The organism is Bacillus sp. FJAT-26390, from assembly GCF_001682865.1.
Lineage (GTDB): Bacteria > Bacillota > Bacilli > Paenibacillales > Paenibacillaceae > Pristimantibacillus.
In genome coordinates, this window is record NZ_MAQX01000001.1 from 658,569 (window position 1) to 684,228 (window position 25,660).

24 protein-coding genes are annotated in these 25,660 nt (G+C 47.3%); all 24 read left to right on the forward strand.

Annotated elements, in window-relative coordinates; all coding sequences use genetic code 11:
• The 24 genes from A7975_RS03105 to pnp all read left to right on the forward strand — a co-directional run bounded on the left by A7975_RS03105 (position 1) and on the right by pnp (position 25,594).
• Complete coding sequence (locus A7975_RS03105) at positions 1-327, forward strand: hypothetical protein (protein ID WP_053375745.1); 327 nt, start codon at positions 1-3, stop codon at positions 325-327.
• Between the two features lie 36 nt (positions 328-363).
• Complete coding sequence (locus A7975_RS03110; RefSeq protein WP_065384092.1) at positions 364-927, forward strand: DUF6115 domain-containing protein; 564 nt, start codon at positions 364-366, stop codon at positions 925-927.
• The gene (locus A7975_RS03115) at positions 920-1,495 is read left to right on the forward strand and encodes a hypothetical protein (protein WP_065384093.1); all 576 of its coding nucleotides are present in this window, start codon (positions 920-922) and stop codon (positions 1,493-1,495) included. The genes A7975_RS03110 and A7975_RS03115 overlap by 8 nt, the downstream gene beginning before the upstream one ends.
• Positions 1,496-1,673: 178 nt before the next feature.
• Positions 1,674-2,372 (forward strand): 30S ribosomal protein S2, encoded by a 699-nt coding sequence (gene rpsB, locus A7975_RS03120; RefSeq protein WP_053375748.1) that lies wholly within the window; start codon positions 1,674-1,676, stop codon positions 2,370-2,372.
• Between the two features lie 144 nt (positions 2,373-2,516).
• Complete coding sequence (gene tsf, locus A7975_RS03125; RefSeq protein WP_053375749.1) at positions 2,517-3,167, forward strand: translation elongation factor Ts; 651 nt, start codon at positions 2,517-2,519, stop codon at positions 3,165-3,167.
• 103 nt (positions 3,168-3,270) lie between these two features.
• Entirely contained in the window at positions 3,271-3,999 is a 729-nt protein-coding gene (gene pyrH, locus A7975_RS03130; RefSeq protein WP_053377774.1) for a UMP kinase, read from the forward strand.
• On the forward strand, positions 3,999-4,553 hold the full coding sequence (gene frr / locus A7975_RS03135) for a ribosome recycling factor (protein WP_053375750.1): 555 nt from the start codon (positions 3,999-4,001) through the stop codon (positions 4,551-4,553). Before pyrH ends, frr begins: the two co-directional genes overlap by 1 nt.
• Before the next feature lie 61 nt (positions 4,554-4,614).
• The gene (locus tag A7975_RS03140) at positions 4,615-5,379 is read left to right on the forward strand and encodes an undecaprenyl pyrophosphate synthase (protein ID WP_065384094.1); all 765 of its coding nucleotides are present in this window, start codon (positions 4,615-4,617) and stop codon (positions 5,377-5,379) included.
• A gap of 27 nt (positions 5,380-5,406) precedes the next feature.
• Entirely contained in the window at positions 5,407-6,201 is a 795-nt protein-coding gene (locus tag A7975_RS03145) for a phosphatidate cytidylyltransferase (RefSeq protein WP_065384095.1), read from the forward strand.
• Between the two features lie 18 nt (positions 6,202-6,219).
• A complete protein-coding gene (locus tag A7975_RS03150) occupies positions 6,220-7,359 on the forward strand; it encodes a 1-deoxy-D-xylulose-5-phosphate reductoisomerase (protein ID WP_065384096.1) in 1,140 nt (379 codons plus the stop codon).
• A gap of 88 nt (positions 7,360-7,447) precedes the next feature.
• A complete protein-coding gene (rseP, locus tag A7975_RS03155; RefSeq protein ID WP_053375754.1) occupies positions 7,448-8,722 on the forward strand; it encodes an RIP metalloprotease RseP in 1,275 nt (424 codons plus the stop codon).
• A gap of 10 nt (positions 8,723-8,732) precedes the next feature.
• On the forward strand, positions 8,733-10,181 hold the full coding sequence (proS, locus tag A7975_RS03160; protein ID WP_053377775.1) for a proline--tRNA ligase: 1,449 nt from the start codon (positions 8,733-8,735) through the stop codon (positions 10,179-10,181).
• 42 nt (positions 10,182-10,223) lie between these two features.
• The gene (locus A7975_RS03165) at positions 10,224-14,531 is read left to right on the forward strand and encodes a PolC-type DNA polymerase III (RefSeq protein ID WP_065384097.1); all 4,308 of its coding nucleotides are present in this window, start codon (positions 10,224-10,226) and stop codon (positions 14,529-14,531) included.
• Positions 14,532-14,700: 169 nt separating this feature from the next.
• Positions 14,701-15,162 carry a ribosome maturation factor RimP gene (gene rimP, locus A7975_RS03170; RefSeq protein ID WP_053375756.1) on the forward strand — a complete coding sequence of 154 codons (462 nt, stop codon included), beginning with the start codon at positions 14,701-14,703 and terminating at the stop codon, positions 15,160-15,162.
• Between the two features lie 38 nt (positions 15,163-15,200).
• Positions 15,201-16,298, forward strand: a complete 1,098-nt coding sequence (gene nusA / locus A7975_RS03175; RefSeq protein ID WP_053375757.1) for a transcription termination factor NusA — start codon at positions 15,201-15,203, stop codon at positions 16,296-16,298.
• 47 nt (positions 16,299-16,345) lie between these two features.
• On the forward strand, positions 16,346-16,660 hold the full coding sequence (gene rnpM / locus A7975_RS03180; RefSeq protein ID WP_053375758.1) for an RNase P modulator RnpM: 315 nt from the start codon (positions 16,346-16,348) through the stop codon (positions 16,658-16,660).
• Complete coding sequence (locus A7975_RS03185; RefSeq protein WP_053375759.1) at positions 16,647-16,979, forward strand: L7Ae/L30e/S12e/Gadd45 family ribosomal protein; 333 nt, start codon at positions 16,647-16,649, stop codon at positions 16,977-16,979. The genes rnpM and A7975_RS03185 overlap by 14 nt, the downstream gene beginning before the upstream one ends.
• Positions 16,969-19,593, forward strand: a complete 2,625-nt coding sequence (gene infB, locus A7975_RS03190; RefSeq protein ID WP_065384098.1) for a translation initiation factor IF-2 — start codon at positions 16,969-16,971, stop codon at positions 19,591-19,593. Before A7975_RS03185 ends, infB begins: the two co-directional genes overlap by 11 nt.
• A gap of 7 nt (positions 19,594-19,600) precedes the next feature.
• On the forward strand, positions 19,601-19,957 hold the full coding sequence (gene rbfA, locus A7975_RS03195) for a 30S ribosome-binding factor RbfA (RefSeq protein WP_053375761.1): 357 nt from the start codon (positions 19,601-19,603) through the stop codon (positions 19,955-19,957).
• Positions 19,954-20,943: a DHH family phosphoesterase gene (locus tag A7975_RS03200; RefSeq protein WP_065384099.1), complete on the forward strand. Its 990-nt coding sequence runs from the start codon at positions 19,954-19,956 to the stop codon at positions 20,941-20,943. Before rbfA ends, A7975_RS03200 begins: the two co-directional genes overlap by 4 nt.
• A 3-nt stretch (positions 20,944-20,946) precedes the next feature.
• Positions 20,947-21,861: a tRNA pseudouridine(55) synthase TruB gene (gene truB / locus A7975_RS03205; RefSeq protein WP_065384100.1), complete on the forward strand. Its 915-nt coding sequence runs from the start codon at positions 20,947-20,949 to the stop codon at positions 21,859-21,861.
• A gap of 44 nt (positions 21,862-21,905) precedes the next feature.
• Positions 21,906-22,853 (forward strand): bifunctional riboflavin kinase/FAD synthetase, encoded by a 948-nt coding sequence (locus A7975_RS03210; protein WP_053375764.1) that lies wholly within the window; start codon positions 21,906-21,908, stop codon positions 22,851-22,853.
• Between the two features lie 220 nt (positions 22,854-23,073).
• Positions 23,074-23,343 carry a 30S ribosomal protein S15 gene (rpsO, locus tag A7975_RS03215; RefSeq protein ID WP_053375765.1) on the forward strand — a complete coding sequence of 90 codons (270 nt, stop codon included), beginning with the start codon at positions 23,074-23,076 and terminating at the stop codon, positions 23,341-23,343.
• 151 nt (positions 23,344-23,494) lie between these two features.
• Positions 23,495-25,594, forward strand: a complete 2,100-nt coding sequence (pnp, locus tag A7975_RS03220) for a polyribonucleotide nucleotidyltransferase (protein ID WP_053375766.1) — start codon at positions 23,495-23,497, stop codon at positions 25,592-25,594.
• Positions 25,595-25,660: the final 66 nt, after the last annotated feature.

Genomic DNA, 25,660 nt, shown 5'->3' on the forward strand with positions numbered 1-25,660 from the left:
ATGACATTCAAATCAATGGATTTGCAAATGTCGGTTCCGCGCACGCAGGAATTTAGCGGCATGCATGGACAAGCGATTCATAAACCTGTAGCGGATCAAAATATGCTGGCTGCCCAGACTACGAAAGATACGGAGCTTGCCAGAGGGAAAAATTCGGCGGTAGAGCAAACGAACGGCCTTAACGTACGCAGCGAGAAAGATGGCCGGCAGGAAGATGCGAACCAGCAGGGCAGGCGTAAACGTTCAGAAATAGGCGCTGCGGAAAGCGAGCAGGAGCATCCTCCAACCCACCCCTTTAAAGGGCATAGGCTCGATATAAAGCTATAAGATTTAGGCGAACATTAGAAAGGCAGGCTATGAACGATGCAGCCATACTTGCAATATATTGTATTACTCGGAGCGGTTGTCATTGTTGGCGCCTTTGTAATGCCGAGAAAGAAGCAGGAGCATTCGCTTCCTTCGCAATCGATGCAAAACATGGAAACGGCGCTGGAGCAGTTCATGGAGAACATGGAGAAGGATAATGAAGAGCTTGTTCAGTTGGTTAGAGATGCACAGCAGGAGACAAAGGTTGATGCGGAGCGTCAGGAGCAAAGGATTGCGGAGCTAGAGAGAAAGTGTGAGCAGCTTGCAGAGCAGCTGCAAATGGCGCGATCTGCTACCGCAACAATTACGCTTCAGACTGCTTCTCCTCAGCCTCTTTCGATTGATGCGGGCAAAAGCGAAGCAGCTTTTGCGAAGCTCCCAGAGCCAGTTGAAGAGGAAGCTCCACGCGCAAATACGATTCATTCCCGTTATGCGGAGCTTTTTTCACTTTATGAACAAGGCAAATCCATTGAAATGATCTCCAAGAAGCTTGGCATGAATAAGGGAGAGGTACAGCTCATTATTCAGCTCGCGAAGCAGGAGGAGGCCGCTCATGCTTAAAAACCGCTTATTTTTGATCGGTCTCGGTGCTGGCATCATTATAGGCGCATTATTATTCCAGCTCATGCTCTCAGGCGAGCAGAGCAGGCAAAAGCTAGGTCAAATGGGCACGGAGCCAAGCGGGAAGCTCTACACGCAAGTGGAGGTCGACGCATTACTTGAGGCTGAACGCGACTCGTTTAAGCTTGACCAAGAAGCGAAGGCGGGAACAAAGACGCAGGCGGAGCCTAAAACCGAGCCAGCCAAAGAAGAGCAGCCTGCTGCTACTATGGATGCTCCCTCTCCTACCGCGGAGCCCGTAAAGGAAGAAGCGGCAATTAAGCATGTCATTCGGATCGAGGCGGGATCAAACTTAACCAAAACAGCAGAGCTGCTCGCCGCTAATCACATTATAGACAACAAAACGGCGTTTATTAGCCAGATGAAGAAATCAAAAAAACTGGTACGCGCCGGTTATTTTCTGTTTCAAGAGAAGATGACGGTAGCTGAAGCGATTGTAGTTGTAACGGGTGAGCCGATTACGAAAAAAGAAGCTGATGCGATTACTTCTAGCAAAAAAGCAGGTTAACCTATCTTTTCAGAATCATTGTTGCACGAGATATATATTTATGGTATATTAATTCACGGTGTTAAAAACGCACGCAGGTCAATTTTGCCAAACGGTGCTTCCGCCCGGCGGAAGTTTTGGTGAAAGATGCGACTAGCGGAGGAGCACTAAAAAAACCATTATAGGAGGTGTTGAAGAAATGGCGGTTATTTCCATGAAACAGCTACTAGAAGCTGGGGTACACTTCGGTCATCAGACTCGTCGTTGGAACCCGAAGATGGATCGTTATATCTTCACAGAAAGAAACGGGATTTACATTATCGATTTGCAAAAAACGGTTAAGAAAGTTGATGAAGCATACAACTTTGTTAAATCGATCGCTGCAGACGGCGGCACTATGCTGTTCGTAGGTACAAAAAAACAAGCACAAGATTCCGTGAAAGAAGAAGCAGAACGTTGCGGTAACTTCTACATCAACCAACGTTGGCTCGGCGGAACTTTGACTAACTTCCAAACGATTCAAAAACGTATCGACCGTTTGAAACAGCTTGAGAAGTGGGAAGAGGACGGCACTTTCGAAGTTCTTCCGAAGAAAGAAGTTATCATTCTTCGCAAAGAAAAAGACCGTTTGGAAAAATTCCTTGGCGGTATCAAAGGAATGAAAGGTTTGCCAAGCGCGTTGTTCATCATTGACCCACGCAAAGAGCGCATTGCTGTAGCAGAAGCTCGCAAACTTGGTATCCCAATCGTTGGTATCGTTGATACGAACTGTGATCCAGACGAAATCGACTACGTAATTCCAGGTAACGATGATGCAATTCGTGCCGTTAAGTTGTTGACGTCGAAAATGGCTGATGCAATCGTTGAAGCTAACCAAGGCGAACAAACAACGGCTTAATTTAGAGGCTTTAGTTAGTCAACAAAGGGTGGTCAGATGGTGATAAACCTCTCACTGCCCTTTTTTCGAATGTAAATGACTAGAACCAACAGTATATCATTACGGGGCTACATAGGCTTCGTATAATTTATAGGAGGGCTTACAATGGCAGTTAGTGCTAGCGCGGTAAAAGAACTACGGGAAAGAACTGGGGCAGGGATGCTCGATTGCAAGAAAGCTTTGGACGAAACAAACAACGATATCGAAAAAGCGATTGCGTTCCTTCGTGAAAAAGGTTTGGCAGCTGCAGCTAACAAAGCAGGCCGTATCGCAACTGAAGGCGTAGTTGAATCGTACATTCACGCTGGCGGCCGTATCGGCGTAATCGTTGAAGTTAACTGCGAAACAGACTTCGTTGCAAAAACGGATCAATTCCGTGAGTTTGCAAGAGACGTTGCTATGCAAATCGCAGCAGCTAACCCTAAATTTGTTAGCCGTGAAGAGGTTTCTTCCGAAGAACTTGAAAAAGAGCGCGAAATTTTGAAAGCTCAAGCGCTTAACGAAGGCAAACCAGAAAAAATCGTTGAGAAAATGGTTGAAGGCCGTATCTCGAAGTACTACGAAGAGTTCTGTCTTCTTGAGCAATCGTTCATTAAAGACCCAGACAAAACGATCTCCACTTTGCTTAACGAAAAAATCAGCAAAATTGGTGAAAATATTTCCATCCGTCGCTTCGTTCGTTACGAGCTTGGTGAAGGCCTAGAGAAAAAAGTAGACAATTTCGTTGAAGAAGTAATGGCACAAGTTAAACATTAATCCGAACGCACAGGCGGGGCGGGGCGTCCGCCCCGCCTGCTTGTATGATTAGAACATATTTGAGGGACCTCATCTAATGAGGTGCATGATGGAGGTATTAACGTTGGAGCATCCTGTGTATAAACGTATCGTTCTGAAGGTTAGCGGTGAATCATTGTCTGGACAGGAAGGTTATGGCATTGAAGCAACTGTCATATCTTCGATTGCTGATCAGGTGAAAGAAGTTGTTGCACTTGGCATAGAAGTCGCTATTGTCGTCGGCGGCGGCAACATTTGGCGCGGTATTGCCGGTTCTGCAAAAGGGATCGACCGTGCAACTGCCGATTATATGGGTATGCTGGCTACTCTGATGAATTCACTCGCACTTCAAGATGCATTGGAACAAATCGATGTGCCAACTCGCGTACAAACATCAATCGCGATGCAGCAAATCGCTGAACCGTACATCAGACGTCGTGCCATTCGTCATTTGGAGAAGGGTCGCGTCGTCATTTTTGCTGCTGGAACAGGAAATCCGTTCTTCTCAACAGACACGACAGCGGCGCTGCGTGCAGCTGAGATTGAAGCAGAAGTGATACTAATGGCGAAAAATAAAGTGGATGGCGTATATTCTGCGGATCCATTTAAGGATAGCACGGCTGAGAAATTTGAGGAGCTTACATACCTCGACATGTTAAACCGCAATTTAGGTGTAATGGATTCAACTGCAGCCTCACTTTGCATGGACAATAATATTCCGCTTATCGTATTTGCAATTACGGAGAAAGGGAATATTAAACGCGTCGTACTGGGTGAGAAAATCGGAACGATAGTGAGAGGAAGTGCGAAATAATGCCACAAGAGCTGAAGAAAAACGCAGAAGAACGTATGGATAAAGCGATCTCCGCGCTTAAACGTGATTTGTCGTCTTTGCGCGCTGGCAAAGCGAACCCTTCTTTGCTGGACCGTATTCAAGTGGAATATTACGGAGCGATGACGCCTGTCAACCAACTGGCTAACATAAACACGCCTGACTCCCGCACGTTGTTTATTCAACCGTGGGACAAATCGTCGATTTCGGCGATTGAAAAAGCGATTATGAAATCCGATCTTGGCCTTACGCCTTCGAATGATGGCGTAGCGATTCGCATTTCGATTCCGCCGCTAACGGAGGAACGTCGTGCTGATCTGGTAAAAACTTCGAAAAAGTTTGGTGAAGAAGCGAAGGTAGCTATCCGCAACATTCGCCGCGACGCTAACGATGGCATTAAAAAACTTGAGAAAACGACGATCTCTGAAGACGAGTCGCGTGGACATCAAGAGGATATTCAAAAAGCAACTGACAAGTTTATTGCAGAAGTAGATAAAGTGCTGGTTGCTAAAGAAAAAGAAATTATGGAAGTATAATAATCTCTGGGCCCCTCCGCTAGGTGGGGTTTGGTTTTGATTTCGGTTGGGAGGAAGTAAGATGATCGAGCGACTTTGGGCCAAACTAGGCAAATCGTCCTTACAGCCGACTGATTCTGTGGCCTTAGAAAATGTGCCTGAGCATGTTGCGATTATAATGGACGGGAATGGTCGCTGGGCTAAAGATCGTGGATTGCCACGAATGGCAGGTCATCATTCCGGCATGAAAGCGGTCAAACGTATTACAATTGCAGCAGACCGGTTAGGCGTCAAGTATTTGACGTTATATGCGTTTTCAACGGAAAACTGGAAGAGACCGAAAGCTGAAGTGGATTTTCTCATGAAGCTGCCCCAGCAATTTCTTGAAATTGAATTAGAAGAGCTGATTGCAAACAACGTACAGGTTCGTATGATGGGCCATAAAGAGGATTTGCCATCATTTACTATAAGCGCAGTTGAAGAAGCGATTGTGAAAACTGCAAACAATACTGGACTTGTTTTGAATTTTGCTCTGAATTACGGAAGCCGTAAGGAAATGCTTGAAGCCATAAAAAGTATCGCTTCAGAAGTTCAGGAAGGGAGTTTATCCCTGGATGAAATTGATGATAAAGTGATGGCAGATCGATTGCTTACAAGCGGATTGCCCGATCCGGATTTACTCATTCGTACTAGCGGAGAGCTGCGTCTAAGCAATTTTATGATGTGGCAGCTAGCTTACAGTGAGTTATGGTTTACGGATGTGTACTGGCCGGAATTTACGGAAGCGCATTTTCAAGAGGCGATTTTGGAATATCAGCGCCGTGCACGTCGATATGGTGGATTGTAGCTTCAAGCAACGGAGTGTGACTTTTCATTGAGACAACGAATTATTACCGGAGTTGTAGCAGGTGCTGGGTTCATCGGCCTTACGATCGTAGGCGGATGGCTATATACTAGTCTACTCGTATTACTAGCAATTATCGGCTTTACTGAATATGCGCGCATGAATGGTGTAGCATGGTCGCATCCGTCTTCTTTGTTCGGATATGCGGGTGTGCTACTGTTCGTGCTTCCTTGGTCAGATTGGGGAATAACGATTCCTTCGCCGTTAGCCATTCTTTGGGTGCTTGCCTTCTTATTGCTTGCAATAACCGTAATTACAAAAAATAAAACTACAATTGACGGCGCCGCACTTATGTTGCTAGGCGCTTTATATGTAGGCTATGGCTTTTCCGCTATGGTCGAGGCACGTCAAATTGAGCAACATGGTTTAATATGGACGTTTTTGGCCTTTGGCTGTATTTGGGCATCGGATATCGGCGCATATTTTATGGGACGAGCCTTTGGGAAAACAAAGCTCTGGCCCTCGATCAGTCCAAATAAAACGATTGAAGGCGCCCTGGGAGGCGTTTTATTTTCCTTAATCGTATCTGCGGTTTTCGCTTTGGCGATTCCTGATTTTATCGATTTGCCAAAAGCGCTGCTTATAGGCTTAGTTGCCGCTGTAGCAGGGCAATTTGGGGATTTGATTCAATCAGCCTATAAAAGGGTCAGAGATATTAAGGATACCGGCACGTTGTTGCCGGGACATGGCGGCGTGCTTGACCGATGCGACAGCTGGCTGATCGTATTTCCGCTGTTGGTGCTGACCGAGCTGCTGCCCGTATAAGTCAGGAGGATTTTTGGCATGAAAAAAATAAGCATATTAGGTTCAACTGGCTCAATCGGAACACAAACGCTGGACATTATAGCCCATGATCCTGATCGGTACACGGTTGTCGGCTTATCGGCTGGCGCTAACGTTGATCTGATTATCGAGCAGGCGAATCGATTCAAGCCGTCAATCGTCAGCTTGGCTTCCAAGTCTGACGCTGACGCTGCACGGCCTCATATGCCGGCAGGAACGAAGGTCGTATTTGGCGAGGAAGGCCTTATCGAAGTAGCGGCTGGTGTGGACGCTGACGTCGTTGTAACGGCAATTATGGGCAGCAGAGGCTTGCCTGCAACACTAGCAGCCATTGACGCAGGCAGAACGATCGGTTTAGCCAACAAAGAGACACTCGTTACTGCAGGTCATATCGTCATGGAGCGCGCACGCCAGCGCGGCGTAAGCATTTTCCCGATTGATAGCGAGCATTCAGCTATATTTCAATGCTTGAACGGCGAAGATCGTAAATCGATCAAGCAAATTACGCTGACAGCCTCGGGCGGTTCCTTTCGTGACCGGACAAGAGAAGAGCTTGAAGGCGTAACCGTCGCAGAGGCGCTTAATCACCCGAACTGGTCAATGGGCGCAAAGATTACGATTGATTCCGCGACGATGGTTAATAAAGGTCTTGAGGTCATTGAGGCAAAATGGCTTTTTGACGTTACATACGATCAGATAGATGTCATTATTCATCCGGAGAGCATCATTCATTCTTATGTAGAGTTTTCCGATCACAGCGTCATCGCGCAGCTTGGGATGCCTGATATGCGCGTGCCGATCCAATACGCATTATCTTATCCGGAGCGGAACGCTACTCCAACGAATAGGCTGAATCTAGCTCAAATCGGAAGGCTGAATTTCCGTGAGATGGATTTTGACAGATACCCATGCTTAAGGCTTGCTTTTGCATGCGGCCGTATGGGCGAATCCGCGCCGTCTGTCTTTAATGCAGCCAACGAGGTCGCAGTGGCACGCTTTTTGAAAGGTGAAATTACGTTTTTGGACATTGAGCGGATATTGGAGACGGTAGTTGAACGTCACGAGGTGTCTGCTATTAATGACTTGCAAATGATTGCAGAAGTGGACGCTTGGGCGCGCCAGCTGGCAGAATCCGTATAATATCGGTCAAATTCCGGTTCTCTTGTATCGGACGGGAGAATAATGATAATCTATGTACAGGCCGTAACGAACAGGAGGCTTCAGCTTTATGCACATGATTCAGGTCGTCTTTTTGACTATACTCGTCTTTTTCGTTATCGTAACGATCCACGAATGGGGTCATTACTATTTCGCTAAACGTGCGGGCATATTGGTTCGGGAATTTGCAATTGGCTTCGGGCCGAAGCTCTTTTCGGTAAAACGCGGCGAGACTAGATATACGCTTAGGCTGGTGCCGGCAGGCGGATTTGTTCGAATGGCAGGAGAGGACCCTGAAATAGTTGATGTTCAACCAGGCCAAACGATAGCGGTTCGGCTGAAGGACAATCAAATTACTCGTTTGTATTTAGATCGTCTTGACGAGAGAAGCGGCGTTATTCGCGGCGAGATCGTTAAAATTGATTTGGAGAAGAGCCTTTCTGTAACGCTAGACGTTGAAGGAGAGAATGAGAGCTTCTCGGTACATCCACAGGCTTTGATGATCGCCAAAGGCAAGGATACGCAAATTGCGCCGCTCGACAGACAATTCGGCAGCAAGACGGTGCGGCAGCGTGCGCTTGCGATTTTTGCAGGTCCACTCATGAATTTTGTGCTCGCATTCGTATTGTTTGCGACGTATATTCAGATGGTTGGCATTCCCGTTGAATCGCCGGATAAGCTGCTTGTCAGCGATATTTCGGAAGGCATGCCTGCCGATAAGGTTGACCTAAGAAAAGGTGACGTTATCGATGCGGTTAACGGAATCAAAATCGGCGCTGATTTCGATAAAATGATCGGGATTATCGGCAAATCACCGAATGTGCCAGTCAAGATGGACATCATTCGGGACGGCAAAGCCCAGCAGATTGTCATTACGCCTGAAGCAAATGAAGCAGGGGTAGGCAAGGTGGGCATAAGCGCAGCATTGCCTACACGGCCTGCGTCATTTTCAGAGACGTTTACCGGTGCGGGCAAGCTGATGAAAAATATGACCATAAGCATCTTCGAAGGATTCAAGAAGCTTATTTTCGGAGAGTTCAAGCTTGATGATCTTGGCGGACCGGTGCGTACCGCTGAGGTAACGAGTCAAATTGCGAAGCAAGGCATTGCGCAGTTAACTTCGTGGACCGCTTTGCTCAGCTTGTATCTTGGCATATTCAATTTGCTTCCGATTCCGGCTCTGGACGGCAGCCGTCTCATTTTCCTCGGAATCGAAGCGGTTAGAAGAAAGCCAATTGATCCAAACCGTGAAAGCATGGTGCATTTTGTGGGCTTCGCGCTCATTATGCTGCTGATGCTTGTAGTAACCTATAATGATATTTTACGATTGGTAAGAGGGGAGTAAGTTGTCGCTCATGTCTAAAGATAAACAGTTTGTTACAGAAATTACGCCGCAGAGCGAAGATTTCTCCAGATGGTATATAGATGTTATTAAAAAAGCCGAGCTTATGGACTACTCACCGGTGCGGGGCTGTATCGTGTTCCGTCCTGAGGGTTATGAGCTTTGGGAAAATATTCAGCGTGACCTCGACCGTCGCTTTAAAGAAACGGGTCATCGCAATGCTTATTTCCCGTTATTTATTCCAGAGAGCTTCTTTCAAAAAGAGAAGGAGCACGTGGAAGGCTTTAATCCGGAGCTGCCATGGGTAACGGAAGCTGCCGGCGAGAAGCTGGAAGAGCGGCTTGCTATTCGTCCAACATCGGAGACGATGTTTGGCCATATGTATTCGAAGTGGATTCAATCGTACCGTGATCTTCCGTTGCTTATTAACCAGTGGGCTAACGTAGTCCGCTGGGAGAAGCGCACGATGCCGTTCCTGCGCACAAGCGAGTTTTTGTGGCAGGAAGGCCATACCGCTCATGAGACGGAAGAGGAAGCTCGTCAAGAGACGATGCAGATGCTTGATGTGTACACTCAGTTTGTCGAAGAGTTCCTCGCTATTCCGGTTATCAAGGGCGAGAAAACGCCTTCCGAGCGTTTTGCGGGTGCTGTAGATACGTACTCCATCGAAGCGATGATGAAGGACGGCAAGGCTGTTCAAGCTGGAACCTCCCATTACCTCGGCACGAAGTTTGCAGTCGCATTTGATATCAAATTCCTTGATCGTGAAAATACATTGCAATTCGCGCATACGACTTCTTGGGGCGTAAGCACAAGGCTGATCGGCGCGCTTATTATGGTTCATGGCGATGATCGCGGTCTGGCGCTGCCGCCTAAGGTAGCTCCAACCCAAGTGATCATGATTCCAATCGGACCGGCGAAAATGCGCGAGCAGGTTGTTGGCCGTGTAGACGAGTTGTATGCCGAGCTCAAAAAAGCAGGCGTTCGCGTGCGTGTAGACGACCGTGCAGACGTTAGTCCAGGCTGGAAATTCAACGAATACGAGATGCGCGGCGTTCCGCTTCGTTTAGAGCTTGGGCCTCGTGATATGGAAAACGGACAAGTTGTACTCGTTTCTCGCATTACAGGAGAGAAGCGCGTTGTTCAACAAGCGAATCTCGTTGCTGAAGTTGAAGCGATGCTGGAAGAAACCCATCATGAAATGTTCAACCGCGCGAAGCAGTTCCGTATCGATAACTCGCGTTCGGTGGATACGCTTGATGAAATGAAAAGTTTTCTCGAGGAGCAGCGCGGTTTCGTAGAAGCTGGCTGGTGCGGATCTGCTGCTTGCGAGAAGCAGGTTAAGGAAGAAACAGGAGCAACAAGCCGGAATATCCCATTTGAACCGTCTACGCATAAGAGCACATGTCTCGTTTGCGGCGATGAAGCAAAACATACTGTCGTATTTGCACGTGCTTATTAAGAACTGAAGAAGCTCGGTTCGGATCTTAAGGAGTGGAGTTTTATGAGCCAAACCGCGGACAAGCGGCAGCGTTTCGAAATGCTTTTACAGCAAACGGAGCTGCCGCAGGAACTTATACAAACTTATTTTCAAGATGGTTACATCGATCAAGTTATCGTCAGCAACAGCAATCGGGAATGGACGTTTTGCATACGCAAAACGTCCATGGTGCCTTTACAGGCCTATAATGGCCTATGCCAAGCAGCTCGAATGAAGTTCGAGCATATCGCTGCGGTCTCTTTTATTTTCATATACGACCCTATTGTCGAGACCGAATCGATTGTTTTGCAATACTGGGGTTTATTTATGGAGTGGGCACAGCGCGAGATCGCATCCGTTAACGGATGGCTTCAGAAAGCCAGCATTTCGGTCGAAGGTGACGTGCTTACGCTATCGTTGCTCGATAACACAGGGCTGGAGCTTGCTCGCAAAAAACGGTTGGATGAGGAAATCATCCGCTTTTACAATCAATATTTTCAGCGCGCATGCAAGGTGAAGATGATCATGAGCGAGTCACGGCAAGAAATCCTGGACGAGTACGCCCTTCGGATCGTGCAGGAAGAGCGTGAGTACGTGCAGGAGCTGATGGCTAACTCGCAATCGGAATCGGAGCTTGTTGATGAAGCTGAAATTAGGCTTGCCGTCGGATATGATATCCGCGAAGAGCCCGTGCCTCTAATGAATATCATCGAGGAAGAAAAGAAAATAACGGTCCAAGGCGCCGTATTTGGCCTCGACGTGAAGGAGCTTCGCAACGGAAGCACGCTCTTTACGTTTAATGTGACTGATTTCTCGGATTCCATTGCGATGAAGATGTTCGCCAAAACAAAGGACGACGTCAAAATATTAAGCCAGCTTGCCAACGGCAAATGGGTCAAAGCGCGCGGACGGGTCGAATATGACCGCTTTATGCAGGAACCGGAGCTAGTGATGATGCCAAATGATTTGCATGAGGTTAAGTCACCTCCAGATCGTATGGACAAGGCGGAGGAGAAGCGCGTCGAGTTCCACCTCCACACAACGATGAGCGCGATGGATGCGGTAACGCCGGTTGACGTATATATCAAAACGGCTGCCAAATGGGGACATAAGGCAATTGCCGTAACCGATCATAGCAATGTGCAATGTTATCCCGATGCGAATAAAGCAGCCAAAAAACATGGCATCAAAGTGCTGTTCGGCGTAGAAGCCAACGTCGTTAACGATGCCGTTCCAATGGTGCTCCAGTCGAGGCCGGAGCCGCTTGCGACAGCGACTTATATCGTATTTGATATAGAGACGACAGGTTTGTCGGTTATCAATAACAAAATCATCGAGCTTGCAGGCGTCAAGATGCGCGACGGCAAAGAAATCGATCGTTTCTCGACGCTTATCGATCCGCATGAGAAGATACCTTATCATATTCAGCAGCTGACCAATATCAATGATGACATGGTAAAAGGACAGCCCGAGATTGAGCCGAAGCTTCGTGAATTTATCGAGTTTATTGGCGACGATATTCTTGTAGCGCATAATGCGCGGTTCGATATCGGCTTCATTCAAGCGAACTGCAAAGCGTTTGGGATGCCTGAGGTGAAAAACCCGGTACTCGATACGCTCGAACTGGCTCGGTTTATTTTTCCGTCGCTCAAAAATCACCGTTTGAATACTTTGGCGGATAAATACAAGGTCAGCCTTGAAAACCATCACCGCGCGGTTGACGATTCACTTGCGCTTGGCGGTGTGCTTTACGGCTTAATCGGGGATGCTGCGGAGCGTAATATTACGGACCTGAATCAGTTGAACGACTATGTCGGCATTGACTTATCGAACTCCAGACCTTTCCATAGCAATATTTACGCCTTAAATGCAGTCGGCAAGAAAAACTTGTTTAAGCTGATTTCGTTATCGCATACGCAGCATTTTAAACGGGTCGCGACGATTCCTAAGACAAAGCTCGTCGAGCACCGTGAAGGCTTGCTCGTTATATCCGGTTGTGAGAAGGGCGAGTTTTTCGAGACGGTATTGAACAAATCGTACGAGGAAGCGCTCGAGGTTGCGCGTTTCTACGACGTTCTTGAGATTCAACCGATCGATTTTTATATGCATTTAGTCGAAAAAGGTCTTGTAGGCAGCCGGGCTGAGATTGAGCAGGCGCATCGCCGCATCTGCCAAATCGGAGACGAGCTTGGCAAGCCAGTCATCGCGACGGGGAATGTTCATTATTTGAATCCGCGTGACAAAATGTACCGGGATATTACGATTCACGGCATTACGGGCTTTAGCCCGCTGAAGAGCATTCGCAAGCCAGACGCTCATTTCCGCACGACGGAAGAAATGCTGGAGGAGTTTGCTTTTCTCGGTGAAGCAAGAGCGAAGGAAGTCGTCATTACGAATACGGTGGAGCTTGCCGAACGCTTTGAACCGTATGATATGTTCCCGACAGGCCTATTTGCGCCTAACATCGAGGGAGCGGACGAAGAAATACGCAACACTTGTTATGACACCGCAAAATCGATGTATGGCGAGGATTTGCCTCAGGTCGTTATCGACCGATTGGAGAAGGAACTTATTCCGATCATTAAATTTAAATTTTCCGCCAACTATTTGATATCGGAGAAGCTCGTTAAAAAATCGAATGCGGACGGTTATTTGGTCGGCTCAAGGGGATCGGTTGGATCGTCGGTCGTAGCTACCTTTCTCGGCATATCCGAGGTTAATCCGCTGCCAGCCCATTACTTGTGCAAAAATCCGGATTGCCGCCATAGCGAGTGGTTTTTGGACGGAAGCATTCCGAGCGGATTCGATTTGCCTGATAAGCTTTGTCCAAAATGCGAGAAGCCGATGAAGGGCGAAGGACAGGATATCCCGTTCGAGACGTTCCTTGGCTTTAAAGGCGATAAAGTTCCCGATATCGATCTTAACTTCTCGGGCGATTATCAACCGATTGCCCATAACTATACGAAGGTATTGTTTGGCGACAAGAGCGTGTTCCGTGCAGGAACAATCGGTACGGTCGCCGAGAAAACGGCTTATGGCTTCGCTAAGAAATTTGAGGAAGAGCATAGCAAAAAATGGCGCGGAGCGGAGCTAGCAAGGCTTGCGAGCGGGTGTACCGGCGTGAAGCGGAGCACAGGCCAGCATCCAGGCGGTATAGTGGTCGTTCCCGATTATATTGAAGTAGAAGACATAACGCCCGTACAATTTCCTGCAGATGATGTCAATGCGGAGTGGAAGACGACCCACTTCGATTACCATGCATTTGATGAAAACTTGCTGAAGCTCGATATTCTCGGTCATGATGATCCGACGATGATGCGGATGCTGCAGGATTTGACCGGCGTTGACCCAACTAGCATTCCGATGAATGATCCTAAAGTGATGAGCATGTTCAACTCGACGAATGCGCTCAACATACCGGGCGAGAAAATACGTTCCTCGGTAGCGACGTACGGCGTTCCCGAGATGGGAACCAAATTCGTACGGCAGATGCTTCAGGAAACGCAGCCGTCTTCCTTTGCCGATTTGCTGCAAATTTCCGGGCTGTCGCATGGTACGGGCGTTTGGCTCGGCAATGCGCAGGAGCTTATCAAGAACGGAACGTGCAACATTAAAACCGTAATCGGCTGCCGGGATGACATTATGCTTTTCTTGATTTACAAAGCGGGCATGGATGCGGGGTTGGCTTTTAAAATTACGGAGAGCGTGCGTAAAGGTAAAGGTCTGACGCCGGAGTGGATCGAAGAGATGAAGCGGTGCAAGGTACCTCAGTGGTATATCGATTCTTGCCTCCGCATCGAGTATATGTTCCCGAAAGCCCATGCTGCTGCCTACGTCATCTCCGCTGTTCGGACGGCCTTTTTCAAGCTTTATTATCCGATTGAATACTATGCGACTTACTTTACAGTCCGCGCGGACGACTTTGATTTGGAACTGCTGTGCCAAGGGTACGATGCAATCTTGCGCAAGCTGATCGAAATTGAAGCAAAAGGGTTTAACGCGCTGCCTAAAGAGAAAAACATGGTATCCCAGCTGGAAATGTCGCTTGAAATGACAGCTCGCGGATTCTCCTTTAAGCCGATTGACCTCTATCGCTCCGATGCGACGAAGTTCCTTGTAGACGGCGATTCGCTAATTCCGCCATTTGCTGCAATTGCAGGTATCGGCGATAATGCGGCACGCAATATTGCGGCTTCGAGAGACGATGGCGAGTACTTGTCGATCGAGGATTTCCAGATGAAATCGAAGGCGACGAAGACGATTGTAGAGGTGCTTGGCAACATGGGATGCTTCCGTGGATTGCCTGAATCCAACCAGCTTTCCCTGTTTTAGAAAGAGGGCTGTTAGAAAAGATTTCTTGTCACTATAGTGCGGTTATGTTATAATTTTTCTGGCAATGATGATGATAAAGACTTTGATGCAGAAGAGTGGGGAAACCCACTCTTTACGTTTTGTATTTGGCAAAATGGCATAGTGCGTATAAACAGGAGGTCAACTGAATTTGAGTATTTCCAAAATCAAAGCTGCCGTCCAGGAAATGGTTCTACCATACCTCAGCAGTAATGGATTTGAACTAGTTGATATTGAGTATGTCAAAGAGGGAAGCAATTATTTCCTTCGTATATTCGTGGATAAAGAAGGCGGCATCGATATCGACGATTGCGGCCGTATCAGCGAATTTATGAGCGAGCAGCTGGATAAGAACGATCCGGTAACTGACGCTTATTTTCTAGAAGTATCTTCTCCGGGAGCAGAAAGACCGCTTAAAAAGGAAGAGGACGTAGTTAAAGCAATCGGTAAACACGTTTACATAACGACATATGAACCGATTAGCGGCGCTAAAGAATTTGAAGGGCTGCTACTTTCATTTGACGGGGAAAATGCGGTTGTACGTACTGGCAAGAAGGAGTACACCATTCCTTATGTCAAGGTAGCCAGTGCTAGACTCGCTATCGTGTTCTAATATTCGTTTTTTATATTGAAAGGGGGAAATCCAGTCCAATGAGCATGGATTTTATTGAAGCGTTACAGGAAATAGAAAGAGACAAGGGCATTACGAAGGATGTCCTGCTGGAAGCCATTGAGGCAGCGCTTATCTCCAGCTACAAAAGAAATTTCAACACAGCGCAAAACGTTCGTGTCGATATTAACCGCCATACTGGCGTTATTAAAGTATATGCCCGTAAGACCGTCGTTGATGAGGTGCTTGACCCGCGTCTCGAAATTACAGTAGAGGCATCACGGGAAATCAACCCTCATTATCAGCTGGACGATATTGCGGATATTGAAGTAACGCCGCGCGACTTCGGCCGTATTGCTGCACAAACAGCGAAGCAGGTCGTAACACAGCGCATTCGCGAAGCAGAGCGCGGATTGATCTATAACGCTTTTATCGATAAAGAGGAAGATATCGTTAACGGTATCGTTCAGCGTCAAGATGTTCGCAATCTATTTGTAGACCTTGGCAAAGTAGAGGCTGTATTGCCGCTTACAGAGCTAATGCCTACCGATAAGTTCAAGCATGGCGACCGCGTGAAGTCTTATATCACCAAAGTCGAAAATACGACTAAGGGTCCGCAAATCATCCTGTCCCGTACGCATCCAGGTCTATTAAAAAGACTGTTCGAGCTTGAAGTTCCTGAAATCTATGACGGCGTCGTGGAAATCCGCTCGGTTGCGCGCGAAGCCGGCTTCCGCTCGAAAATTGCTGTACATTCCCGAAATTCCGAGGTTGATCCAGTCGGATCATGCGTTGGGCAAAAGGGACTGCGCGTTCAGACGATCGTAAACGAGCTTAAAGGCGAAAAAATCGATATCGTTCGTTGGTCTGAAAGCGTGGATGAATATGTTGCGAATGCGCTTAGCCCATCCAAGGTGCTAGAGGTAATCGTATTCGAACAAGAGAAGATGGCACGAGTTATCGTTCCAGACTACCAATTGTCGCTCGCGATCGGTATTAAAGGTCAGAATGCTAGGCTTGCTGCCAAGCTGACAGGCTGGAAAATCGATATTAAAAGCGAGACTCAAGCGGAGCAGGAGTATGGCCGTCCGAAATCTTTGACGACGATCATGCACCAGGATTCGGTTTCCATCGATTAATCTCTATTAGGAAAGCGTCAATTCAGCTGGCAGAGGAGGGGTGTACAATGAGACCGAGAAAAGTACCGCTTCGCAAATGCGTCGCTTGTCAGGAGATGATGCCGAAGAAGGAACTCATTCGGATTGTGCGGACACCGGCCGAAGAGGTGCAAATTGACCTGACAGGCAAAAAAGCGGGCCGCGGCGCGTATTTGTGCGGTAAAGTGAGCTGCTTTAAATTAGCAAAGAAATCCAAGGCACTTGATCGAGCGCTGAAGCAGCATGTTGGAGATCATATTTATGATCAGCTCGAGCAGGATTTTGTAGCGGTTGAGGAGCAGTTTATCGCCGGCAAGGAGCTGATAAGCGATGAAGCAGAATAAGAGCTTATCACAGCTGGGCATGGCTATGCGAGCAGGCAAGCTGATTACAGGCGATGAGATTGTTCTCAAGGCTGTAAGAAACAAAAAAGTGCATCTCGTGATCCTTGCAGGAGATGCTTCAGAAAATACGAAGAAAAAATTTCGTGACAAATGCAACACCTACGGAATACAACTCGCCGAAGCATTCGACCGTGAGCAACTAGGAAAGGCGATTGGTAAGCCAGAACGGGTTGTACTAGCGGTAACCGATGCGCAATTCGGAAAAATGATTGCGAGTCATCTGAGCCATAATACGGAGGTGGATCATATTGGACAATAAACAAGACAGCAAGGACAATAAAGATAAGCTGCGCGTTTACGAGTATGCCAAGTCACTTAATATGAGCAGCAAAGAAATCATTACAATTCTTAAACGGCTTGATTTACCTGTCAATAACCATATGAGTGTCATGGAAAACGAGATGGTAAACAAGGTCGAAGGATTTTTCCGGAATATTAAACAAAATGCTGCAGCTAAGCGGGCACAGGAAACGACAAGCGTGTCTGTATCCTCCGCTCAAACTTCCGCAAGCCGGCCGCAATCGCAGCAGCCGCAACAGCAGCAGGAACGAAAGCTTGCACCCGTACAAGAAAACAAAAATACGAATCAAGACAGACAGGGGCCTATGAATTCTATTAATACGAAACCACAAACCAACCAAACCGAACAACGACCAGCAGGACAACAATCAACGAATCGTCCTGCGCAACAGTCCAGCAACAACCGTCCTTCACAAGGAAGCTCTAACGCAAGCCGCCCAAGCCAAGGGCAAGGCGGACAAGGAAGTCGCCCAAGCTCTAGCGCGGGTTCAAGCCGTCCAGGTCAAGGCCAAGGCGGCCAAAGCAGCCGTCCGGCATCATCAGGGCAAAATCGTCCAGCACAAGGCGGCCAAGGCAATTCAGCGAGCCGTCCTAGCTCTGCTGCAAGCAGCAGCCGTCCAGCACCATCCGGACAAAGCCGCTTTGATTCCAAGCCAGCTCAAGGGCAATCGCGCGGAAATGACAACAAAAATGCAAGACCAGGCCAAAAGCGTTTTGAAGACGGCAAGCCAGGCGGCGGCTACAGAGGAAATAACAACCGGGGCCAAAAAGGCCGCGGCGGCAAATTCCAACAACAACCACCGCGCGAGAAAATCGACAATACGCCTAAAAAGATTATCGTTCGCGGTACAATGACTGTCGGCGAATTGGCTAAATTGCTTCACAAGGATGCATCAGAAGTTATCAAAAAACTGATTTTCTTAGGCGTTATGGCTACAATCAACCAAGAAATCGATATGGATGCTATCCATTTGATCGCTACGGATTACGGCGTAGAGGTTGAAGTGAAAATTCCTGTAGAGGAAGATTCCTTCGAGACGGTTGAAGAATCAGACGAAGATGAAGATTTGGTATCACGTCCTCCAGTTGTTACAATCATGGGTCACGTTGACCACGGTAAAACGACTTTGCTTGACGCGATTCGCAAAACGAACGTAACTGGCGGAGAAGCTGGCGGGATTACGCAGCACATCGGTGCTTACCAAGTTGAAATTAACCATAAAAAAATTACGTTCCTAGATACGCCAGGTCACGAAGCGTTTACGCTTATGCGTGCTCGCGGTGCGCAGGTAACGGATATTACGATTATCGTTGTAGCAGCCGATGACGGCATTATGCCACAAACGGTAGAAGCGATTAACCATGCGAAAGCTGCCGGCGTTCCCATTATCGTTGCTGTCAACAAAATCGATAAGCCAGAAGCAAATGCGGACAAAATTAAACAAGAAATGACTGAATATGAACTGGTTCCGGAAGAGTGGGGCGGCGATACCATTTTCGTTGAAGTTTCTGCTAAGCAAAGAATCGGTCTTGAAGGCCTTCTTGAAATGATCTTGCTCGTAGCAGAAGTTAATGACTACAAAGCAAACCCTAACAAACGCGCTCGCGCTACAGTAATTGAAGCTGAGCTTGATAAAGGTAAAGGTCCGGTTGCACGAATTCTCGTTCAACATGGCACGCTAAAAATCGGCGATGCTTTCGTTGCAGGCAACTGCTTCGGCCGTATCAGAGCAATGGTGAATGACAAAGGCCGCCGTTTAAAAGAAGCAGGTCCTTCTACGCCGGTAGAAATTACTGGTTTAACGGAAGTGCCGCAAGCCGGAGATCCGTTCATGGTATTCGAGGATGAGCGCAAAGCACGTGCGATCGCTGACCGCCGTTCCATTAAACAGCGCCAATCGGATATGGGTGCCAATACACGCGTAACGCTTGATGATCTGTATAACCATATCAAAGATGGTGAAATTAAAGACCTGAACGTTATTATTAAATCCGACGTTCAAGGCTCTTCTGAGGCACTTAAAGGATCGCTTGCTAAAATCGACATCGAAGGCGTACGCGTAAAAATCATCCATAGCGGTGTAGGCGCGATTACGGAATCCGACATCATTTTGGCTTCGGCATCCAATGCTATCGTAATCGGATTTAACGTTCGTCCAGATCCGCAAGCTGAAGCAACCATTGCCCAAGAAAAAGTTGACGTTCGTATGCACCGCGTCATTTACAATGTTATCGATGAAATTGAACAAGCGATGAAAGGCATGCTTGATCCAATCTTCAAAGAAGTTGTTATCGGTCACGCTGAGGTTCGTAACGTATTTAAAGTTACGAAGGTTGGCGCAATTGCAGGCTGCATGATCACTTCCGGTAAAATTACTCGTAACGCAGAAGCTCGTCTTATCCGTGGCGGCATTGTTGTCTTCACAGGTAAGATCGAATCCCTCAAGCGCTTCAAGGATGATGCCAAAGAAGTGGCACAAGGCTACGAGTGCGGTATTACACTTGACCGTTACAACGATGTTCGTGAAGGAGATACGATCGAAGCGTTTGTCATGGAATCGGTAGAGAGGTGATTATAGCATGGCAAAAATTCGCGTAGGACGGGTTGGCGAGCAGATTAAAAAAGAGCTCAGCCAAATTATACAAACAGAGCTTAAAGATCCTAGAATCGGATTCATCACCGTAACTGGCGTTGAAACGTCGAGCGATCTGTCACAAGCTAAGGTATACCTAAGCGTGCTTGGCAGTGAAGAACAGAAGGAAGCGACGCTCAAAGCACTTGCAAGCGGAACGGGCTTTATCCGCACAGAGCTTGGCAAGCGTATGCGCCTTCGTCACACGCCCGTACTGCTGTTCAAGTTCGATAGCAGTATCGAATACGGCAGCCGCATTGAATCATTGCTTGAGAATATCAATAGCGGGAATGCAAGTCAATGAAGGCACAAGGTAGCTATGTGAAGCAGCTAGATGATGCGCTGGCTTTCATGAACGAATCCGACCATTTTCTGGTCGTGTCTCATGTCCAGCCTGACGGAGATGCCATAAGCTCTACTGTTGTCATAGGCTGGCTGCTTCAAAAGCTTGGTAAATCGGCCGTTCTGATTAATGAAAGTGAATTGCCGTCGAGACTTAGCTACTTGCATCAATTTGATTCGATCGTCAACTATAAGCAAGCTGTACCGCAGCAAAAGTTCGACGCCATTATTTCGGTCGATTGCGCTGATTTCAAGCGTATAGGGGAGGTTGCGAGCAGCTTTGCTTCTGAAGCAAAGCTGCTCAATATCGACCACCATCCGACGAACAACGGATTTGGTGCCGTGAATGTCATTCGTGCCGAAGCTGCCGCAACAGTGGAAATCTTATATGACTTAATCGAAAGAGCAGAAATTTCACTTGACCTGAATTGCGCAACAGCCATTTATACCGGTTTACTAACCGATACGGGCGGCTTCCGTTATTCTAATACTAGCCCGCGTGTTTTGGAGATTGCTTCCCATTTGCTTGCCTTAGGCGTGCATGGCAACGAACTTGCTGATCATTTGCTTGAGAAGATGACGATGGCTAAACTCAAGCTGCTCCAAATCGCGTTAAACCGACTCACCTTCTCAGATAATTTGGAGATCGGGTGGGTTTTTATTGGAAAAGACGATTTGCGGGATACAGGTGCGGTACCCGAGGATCTCGAAGGTATCGTAAATTATGCTCTTAATGTTGATGGAGTAGAGGTCGGCATATTATTTAAAGAAGCAGAAGACGGTTCTGTCAAAGCAAGCTTGCGTTCGGCGGGCAAAGCCAATGTAGCTGCAATCGCTCAGGATTTTGGCGGTGGCGGACATGTTAGGGCAGCTGGCTGTCGGCTTGAAGGCTCATTAACAGATTCGATTGACAAGCTTGTGGAAGCAGTTAGAAAGGCGTTGGTTTAAACGATGGACGGCATTTTGGCAGTCTGGAAGCCTGAAGGCTGGACTTCTCATGATGTGGTTGCAAAGGTTCGCCGCATTTTGAAAATGAAGCGGATCGGACATACGGGTACACTTGATCCTATGGTGACAGGTGTATTGCCTTTATGTTTAGGGCGGGCAACCAGAGTGGTTGAATATGTACAAGAGCGGCCTAAGTCTTATGAAGCCGTTTTGCAGCTTGGTATAGCAACGGACACGGAGGACTTAACCGGTACGGTCATTGAGCAGCAATCAACAGTGACAGTTACTGAGGAAGCGATACGTGAAGTATTAAGACGTTTTACAGGCGAAATTGAACAAGTTCCGCCTATGTTCTCCGCAGTCAAGATTGATGGCAAGCGACTTTATGAGCTGGCTAGAGAAGGCAAAACGGTTGAGCGCAAATCGAGAAAAGTTACGATTCATCAGATTGATCTCATTGACGCGCAGCTTGAGCTTGAGCAGCCCAAAATTACGTTTTCCGTCGTTTGTTCTAAAGGTACATACATCCGTACTTTATGCGTAGATATTGGCAAAGCACTTGGCGTTCCTGCTGCGATGGCACATCTGACGAGAACGATGTCTGGCGGCATCACACAGGAAAACTGCTTGACGTTAGAGCAAATCGAGGAACTGCAAAATGCTGGTGAGTTAGAGGGCCATTTAATAGCCGCTGACGAAGCCATCACCCATTTGGAGCGTGCAATCGTTCCGGAAGCATTCGGCAAGCTTGCGCTGCTGGGGCAGAAGATTAATTTGTCCCATGCGGATAACCAAGCTGCAACCTTTGAAGATGGACAACTTGTACGTCTTTATAACGATAATCTTTTGTTTCTTGGTATTTTTCAGATCGATCTGGGAGCAGCTGTTTTCAGACCAGTCAAAGTATTTTCAGCTTAAATTATCGATGTAGAAAGTTAACAGGAAATGCAGGTGTTTCAGCGTTGGAAATTATACCATTAAGTTTTCCTTTAAACGGTTTGTCCACGTTATCGCTGGACAAACCGCTTTCCATAGCAATCGGTCATTTTGATGGTGTTCATCGCGGACATCAAAACGTCATTCGCCAAGCGGTGCTTGAAGCGAAGAAAGCCGAAATGCTATCAGCGGTCTTGACCTTCGATCCCCATCCGAAGGAAGTGCTCGGTCAAGGAGATCAATATTATCGTTGCCTTACTCCTCTTCAGGATAAGACTGCTTTGTTCGCAGAGCTCGGAGTCGATCTTGTGTTCATTATGAGATTTGATACGGAGTTTTCTTCCGTATCACCTGAACGCTTTGTGGATGAGGTGTTGCGGACACTGCGCGCCAAGCAGGTAGTGGTGGGCTTCGACTTCAATTTTGGACATAAAGGTTTAGGCAATACGGAAGCTCTTAAGCAGCTTGGCCAGCCCGATATTGCCGTACATGTCATTGAGCCTTTATATGAAAATGGAATAAAAGTAAGCAGCACCTATATTCGTGAAGCGCTCGAGCAGGGTGACACGGAATTGGCTGAACGGCTGCTTGGACGCCCGTATGAGGTGAAAGGCATCGTCGTTCATGGGGATAAGAGAGGCCGCACCATTGGCTTCCCAACGGCGAACCTCCAAATTAATGCTCCGTATATTTCGCCAAGATTAGGCGTCTATGCGATAACGGCTTGGACGGGAGATAAAGCTTACTCTGGTGTATTGAACTATGGCTTAAAGCCAACATTCAACCAGAAGGAGCCTCAGCCCGTTATGGAAGCACATTTGTTTGACTTCAACGGCGATATCTACGGTGAACCATTGCGTTTGCAATTTGTTTCGTTTATCCGCTCGGAGAAGAAATTCAATTCCATTGATGAGCTTATCAGCCAAATCGGCACCGATGCTCTTCGGGCTAAGGAAATACTCGGTTACAACTAAAGCGGATGTTTTTATAATCTATTACGGATCGTGATATCATACAATTTATGTGCTTGGGAGATAAACTCGACAAGCGTATATCTTATATGTTATACTATACAACGTTGTGAGTAGGCATACATCTCGTATGTCATTCTCTAAACTTAACCTTAGCTTGGGTGTCCGATCTCACCGACGGCAGCGAGGCTAATGGCGATTATCAAGAAGGAGGTGAATTAGGATGGCAATTACACAAGTACGTAAAAACGAACTGATTGAGACGCATAAGACACATGCAACTGATACCGGTTCTCCGGAGGTTCAAGTGGCTATCCTGACTGAAAACATCGTTAACTTGACTCAACATTTGCGGGAGCACAAGAAAGATCATCATTCCCGTCGTGGTTTGCTCAAGATGGTAGGTCAGCGCCGTAAGCTGCTTGCATACCTTAAAAACAATGATGTTAGACGTTACAGCGCATTGATCGAAAAACTCGGCCTACGCCGTTAAAACATGCGTAATGAGAAGCAACCTGGTTGTCCAGCCGTCCGGGAATACCGGATAAGCGGATTCGGGTTGCTTTTTGTAATAGGGAAACACTGGGAAAAACCTGTATATTACAGTGAAATAGACTAAAAAAATAACCTTTAGGAGGGATAAGATGGTACAACGAATTGAGATGATGGTAGGCGGAAGACCGCTATCCATTGAAACAGGACGACTTGCTAAGCAAGCAAATGCTGCAGTAACCGTGCAATATGGCGATACTGTCGTATTGTGTACGGTAACAGCATCCGCAGGTCCGAAGGATTTGGATTTCTTCCCGCTTACAGTTAACTATGAAGAGCGTTTGTATGCCGTTGGTAAAATTCCAGGCGGATTCATTAAACGTGAAGGCCGTCCAAGCGAGAAGGCGATTTTGTCCAGCCGACTTACGGACAGGCCTATTCGTCCGTTATTCCCGGAAGGCTTCCGCAATGACGTACAAGTGATGAATATCGTGATGAGCGTGGATCAGGACTGCCCGCCGGAAATCGCGGCAATGATCGGTACTTCTGCTGCTTTATCGATTTCCGACGTTCCTTTTGATGGTCCAATCGGCGGCGTAAGCGTTGGCCGGGTAAACGGTCAATTCGTCATTAATCCGACAGTTGAGCAAGAGCAGCAAACGGATTTGTTTGTTGTTGTAGCGGGTACGAAGGATGCTATTATGATGGTTGAAGCCGAAGCGAACGAAGTAACTGAAGAAGTTATGCTCGAAGCCATTATGTTCGGACATGATGAAATCAAAAACATCGTCGCTAAAATCGAAGAGTTGCAAGCCATTGCCGGCAAGCCGAAAATGGAAGTTAAGCTACATACGGTTAATGCACAAGTGAATGCTGATGTTCGTGCTTATGCTTCCGCTCAGTTAGTTGAAGCTATTAAAGTAGAAGAGAAGCATGCTCGTCAAGAAGCCATTGACGCGGTTAACAGCGCGGCTGTCGCACATTTTGAAGAGCAATATATCGAAACGCCAGAGCTGCTTTCCGATGTGAAGGAAGTTCTTTATGATATCGTGAAGGAAGAGGTTCGCCGCCTTATTTCTCATGACAAGGTTCGTCCTGACGGCCGTTCGCTTGAAGAAATCCGTCCGATTGACTGCGACGTCGCTCTTCTGCCTCGTACGCACGGTTCGGGCTTGTTCACTCGTGGACAAACGCAAGCGCTAAGCATTTGTACGCTTGGAGCGATGGGTGACGTTCAAATTTTGGACGGCATTTCGCCTGAGGAAACAAAACGCTTTATGCATCATTACAATTTCCCGCCGTTCAGCGTAGGTGAGGCTCGTCCTCTTCGTCCGCCAGGACGCCGTGAAATTGGGCATGGAGCACTTGGCGAGCGCGCGCTTTCCAAAGTCATTCCATCCGAAGCTGATTTCCCGTACACGATCCGCCTTGTTTCCGAAGTTTTGGAATCGAACGGTTCATCCTCACAAGCAAGTATTTGCGCAAGCACACTAGCTATGATGGATGCAGGCGTGCCGATCAAAGCTCCTGTAGCCGGTATCGCAATGGGTCTAATCAAGGATGGCGACCATTTTGCTATTCTATCTGATATCCAAGGCATGGAAGATCATCTTGGCGACATGGACTTCAAGGTTGCTGGTACGGCTGAAGGCGTAACGGCTATTCAAATGGACATCAAAATTGCCGGCATCAACCGTGCGATTTTGCAGCAAGCACTTGAACAAGCACGTCAAGGACGTATTTTCATCCTCGGTAAAATGCTTGAAAGCCTGCCGACTACTCGGACAAGCTTATCGAAATATGCACCGAAAATTTTGACGCTTCGCATTAACCCGGACAAAATCCGTGACGTTATTGGCGCAGGCGGTAAAATTATTAACAAGATCATCGAAGAAACAGGCGTTAAAATCGATATCGAGCAAGACGGTATGGTATTCATTGCTTCCTCTAACGAAGAGATGAACCAGAAAGCAAAATCGATCATCGAAGGCATCGTGAAGGAAGTTGTTGTTGGCGAGATTTATGTAGGTACAGTTAAGCGCGTAGAAAAATTCGGCGCATTCGTTGAGATTTTGCCGAACAAGGATGGACTTGTCCATATTTCGCAGCTGTCTACTGAACGTGTTGCCAAAACGGAGGATGTCGTGAACATTGGCGACCAAATCAAAGTTAAAGTAACCGAAATCGATCAACAAGGCCGAATTAACTTGTCAGCGAAAGTTCTTATGACGCCGGAAGTATCGTCGCAATAAGCGTTCAACGCTTAGGCTACAATAATAGAAAAAAAGTAGAAAAGAGCCAGATTTGATCTGTCTCTT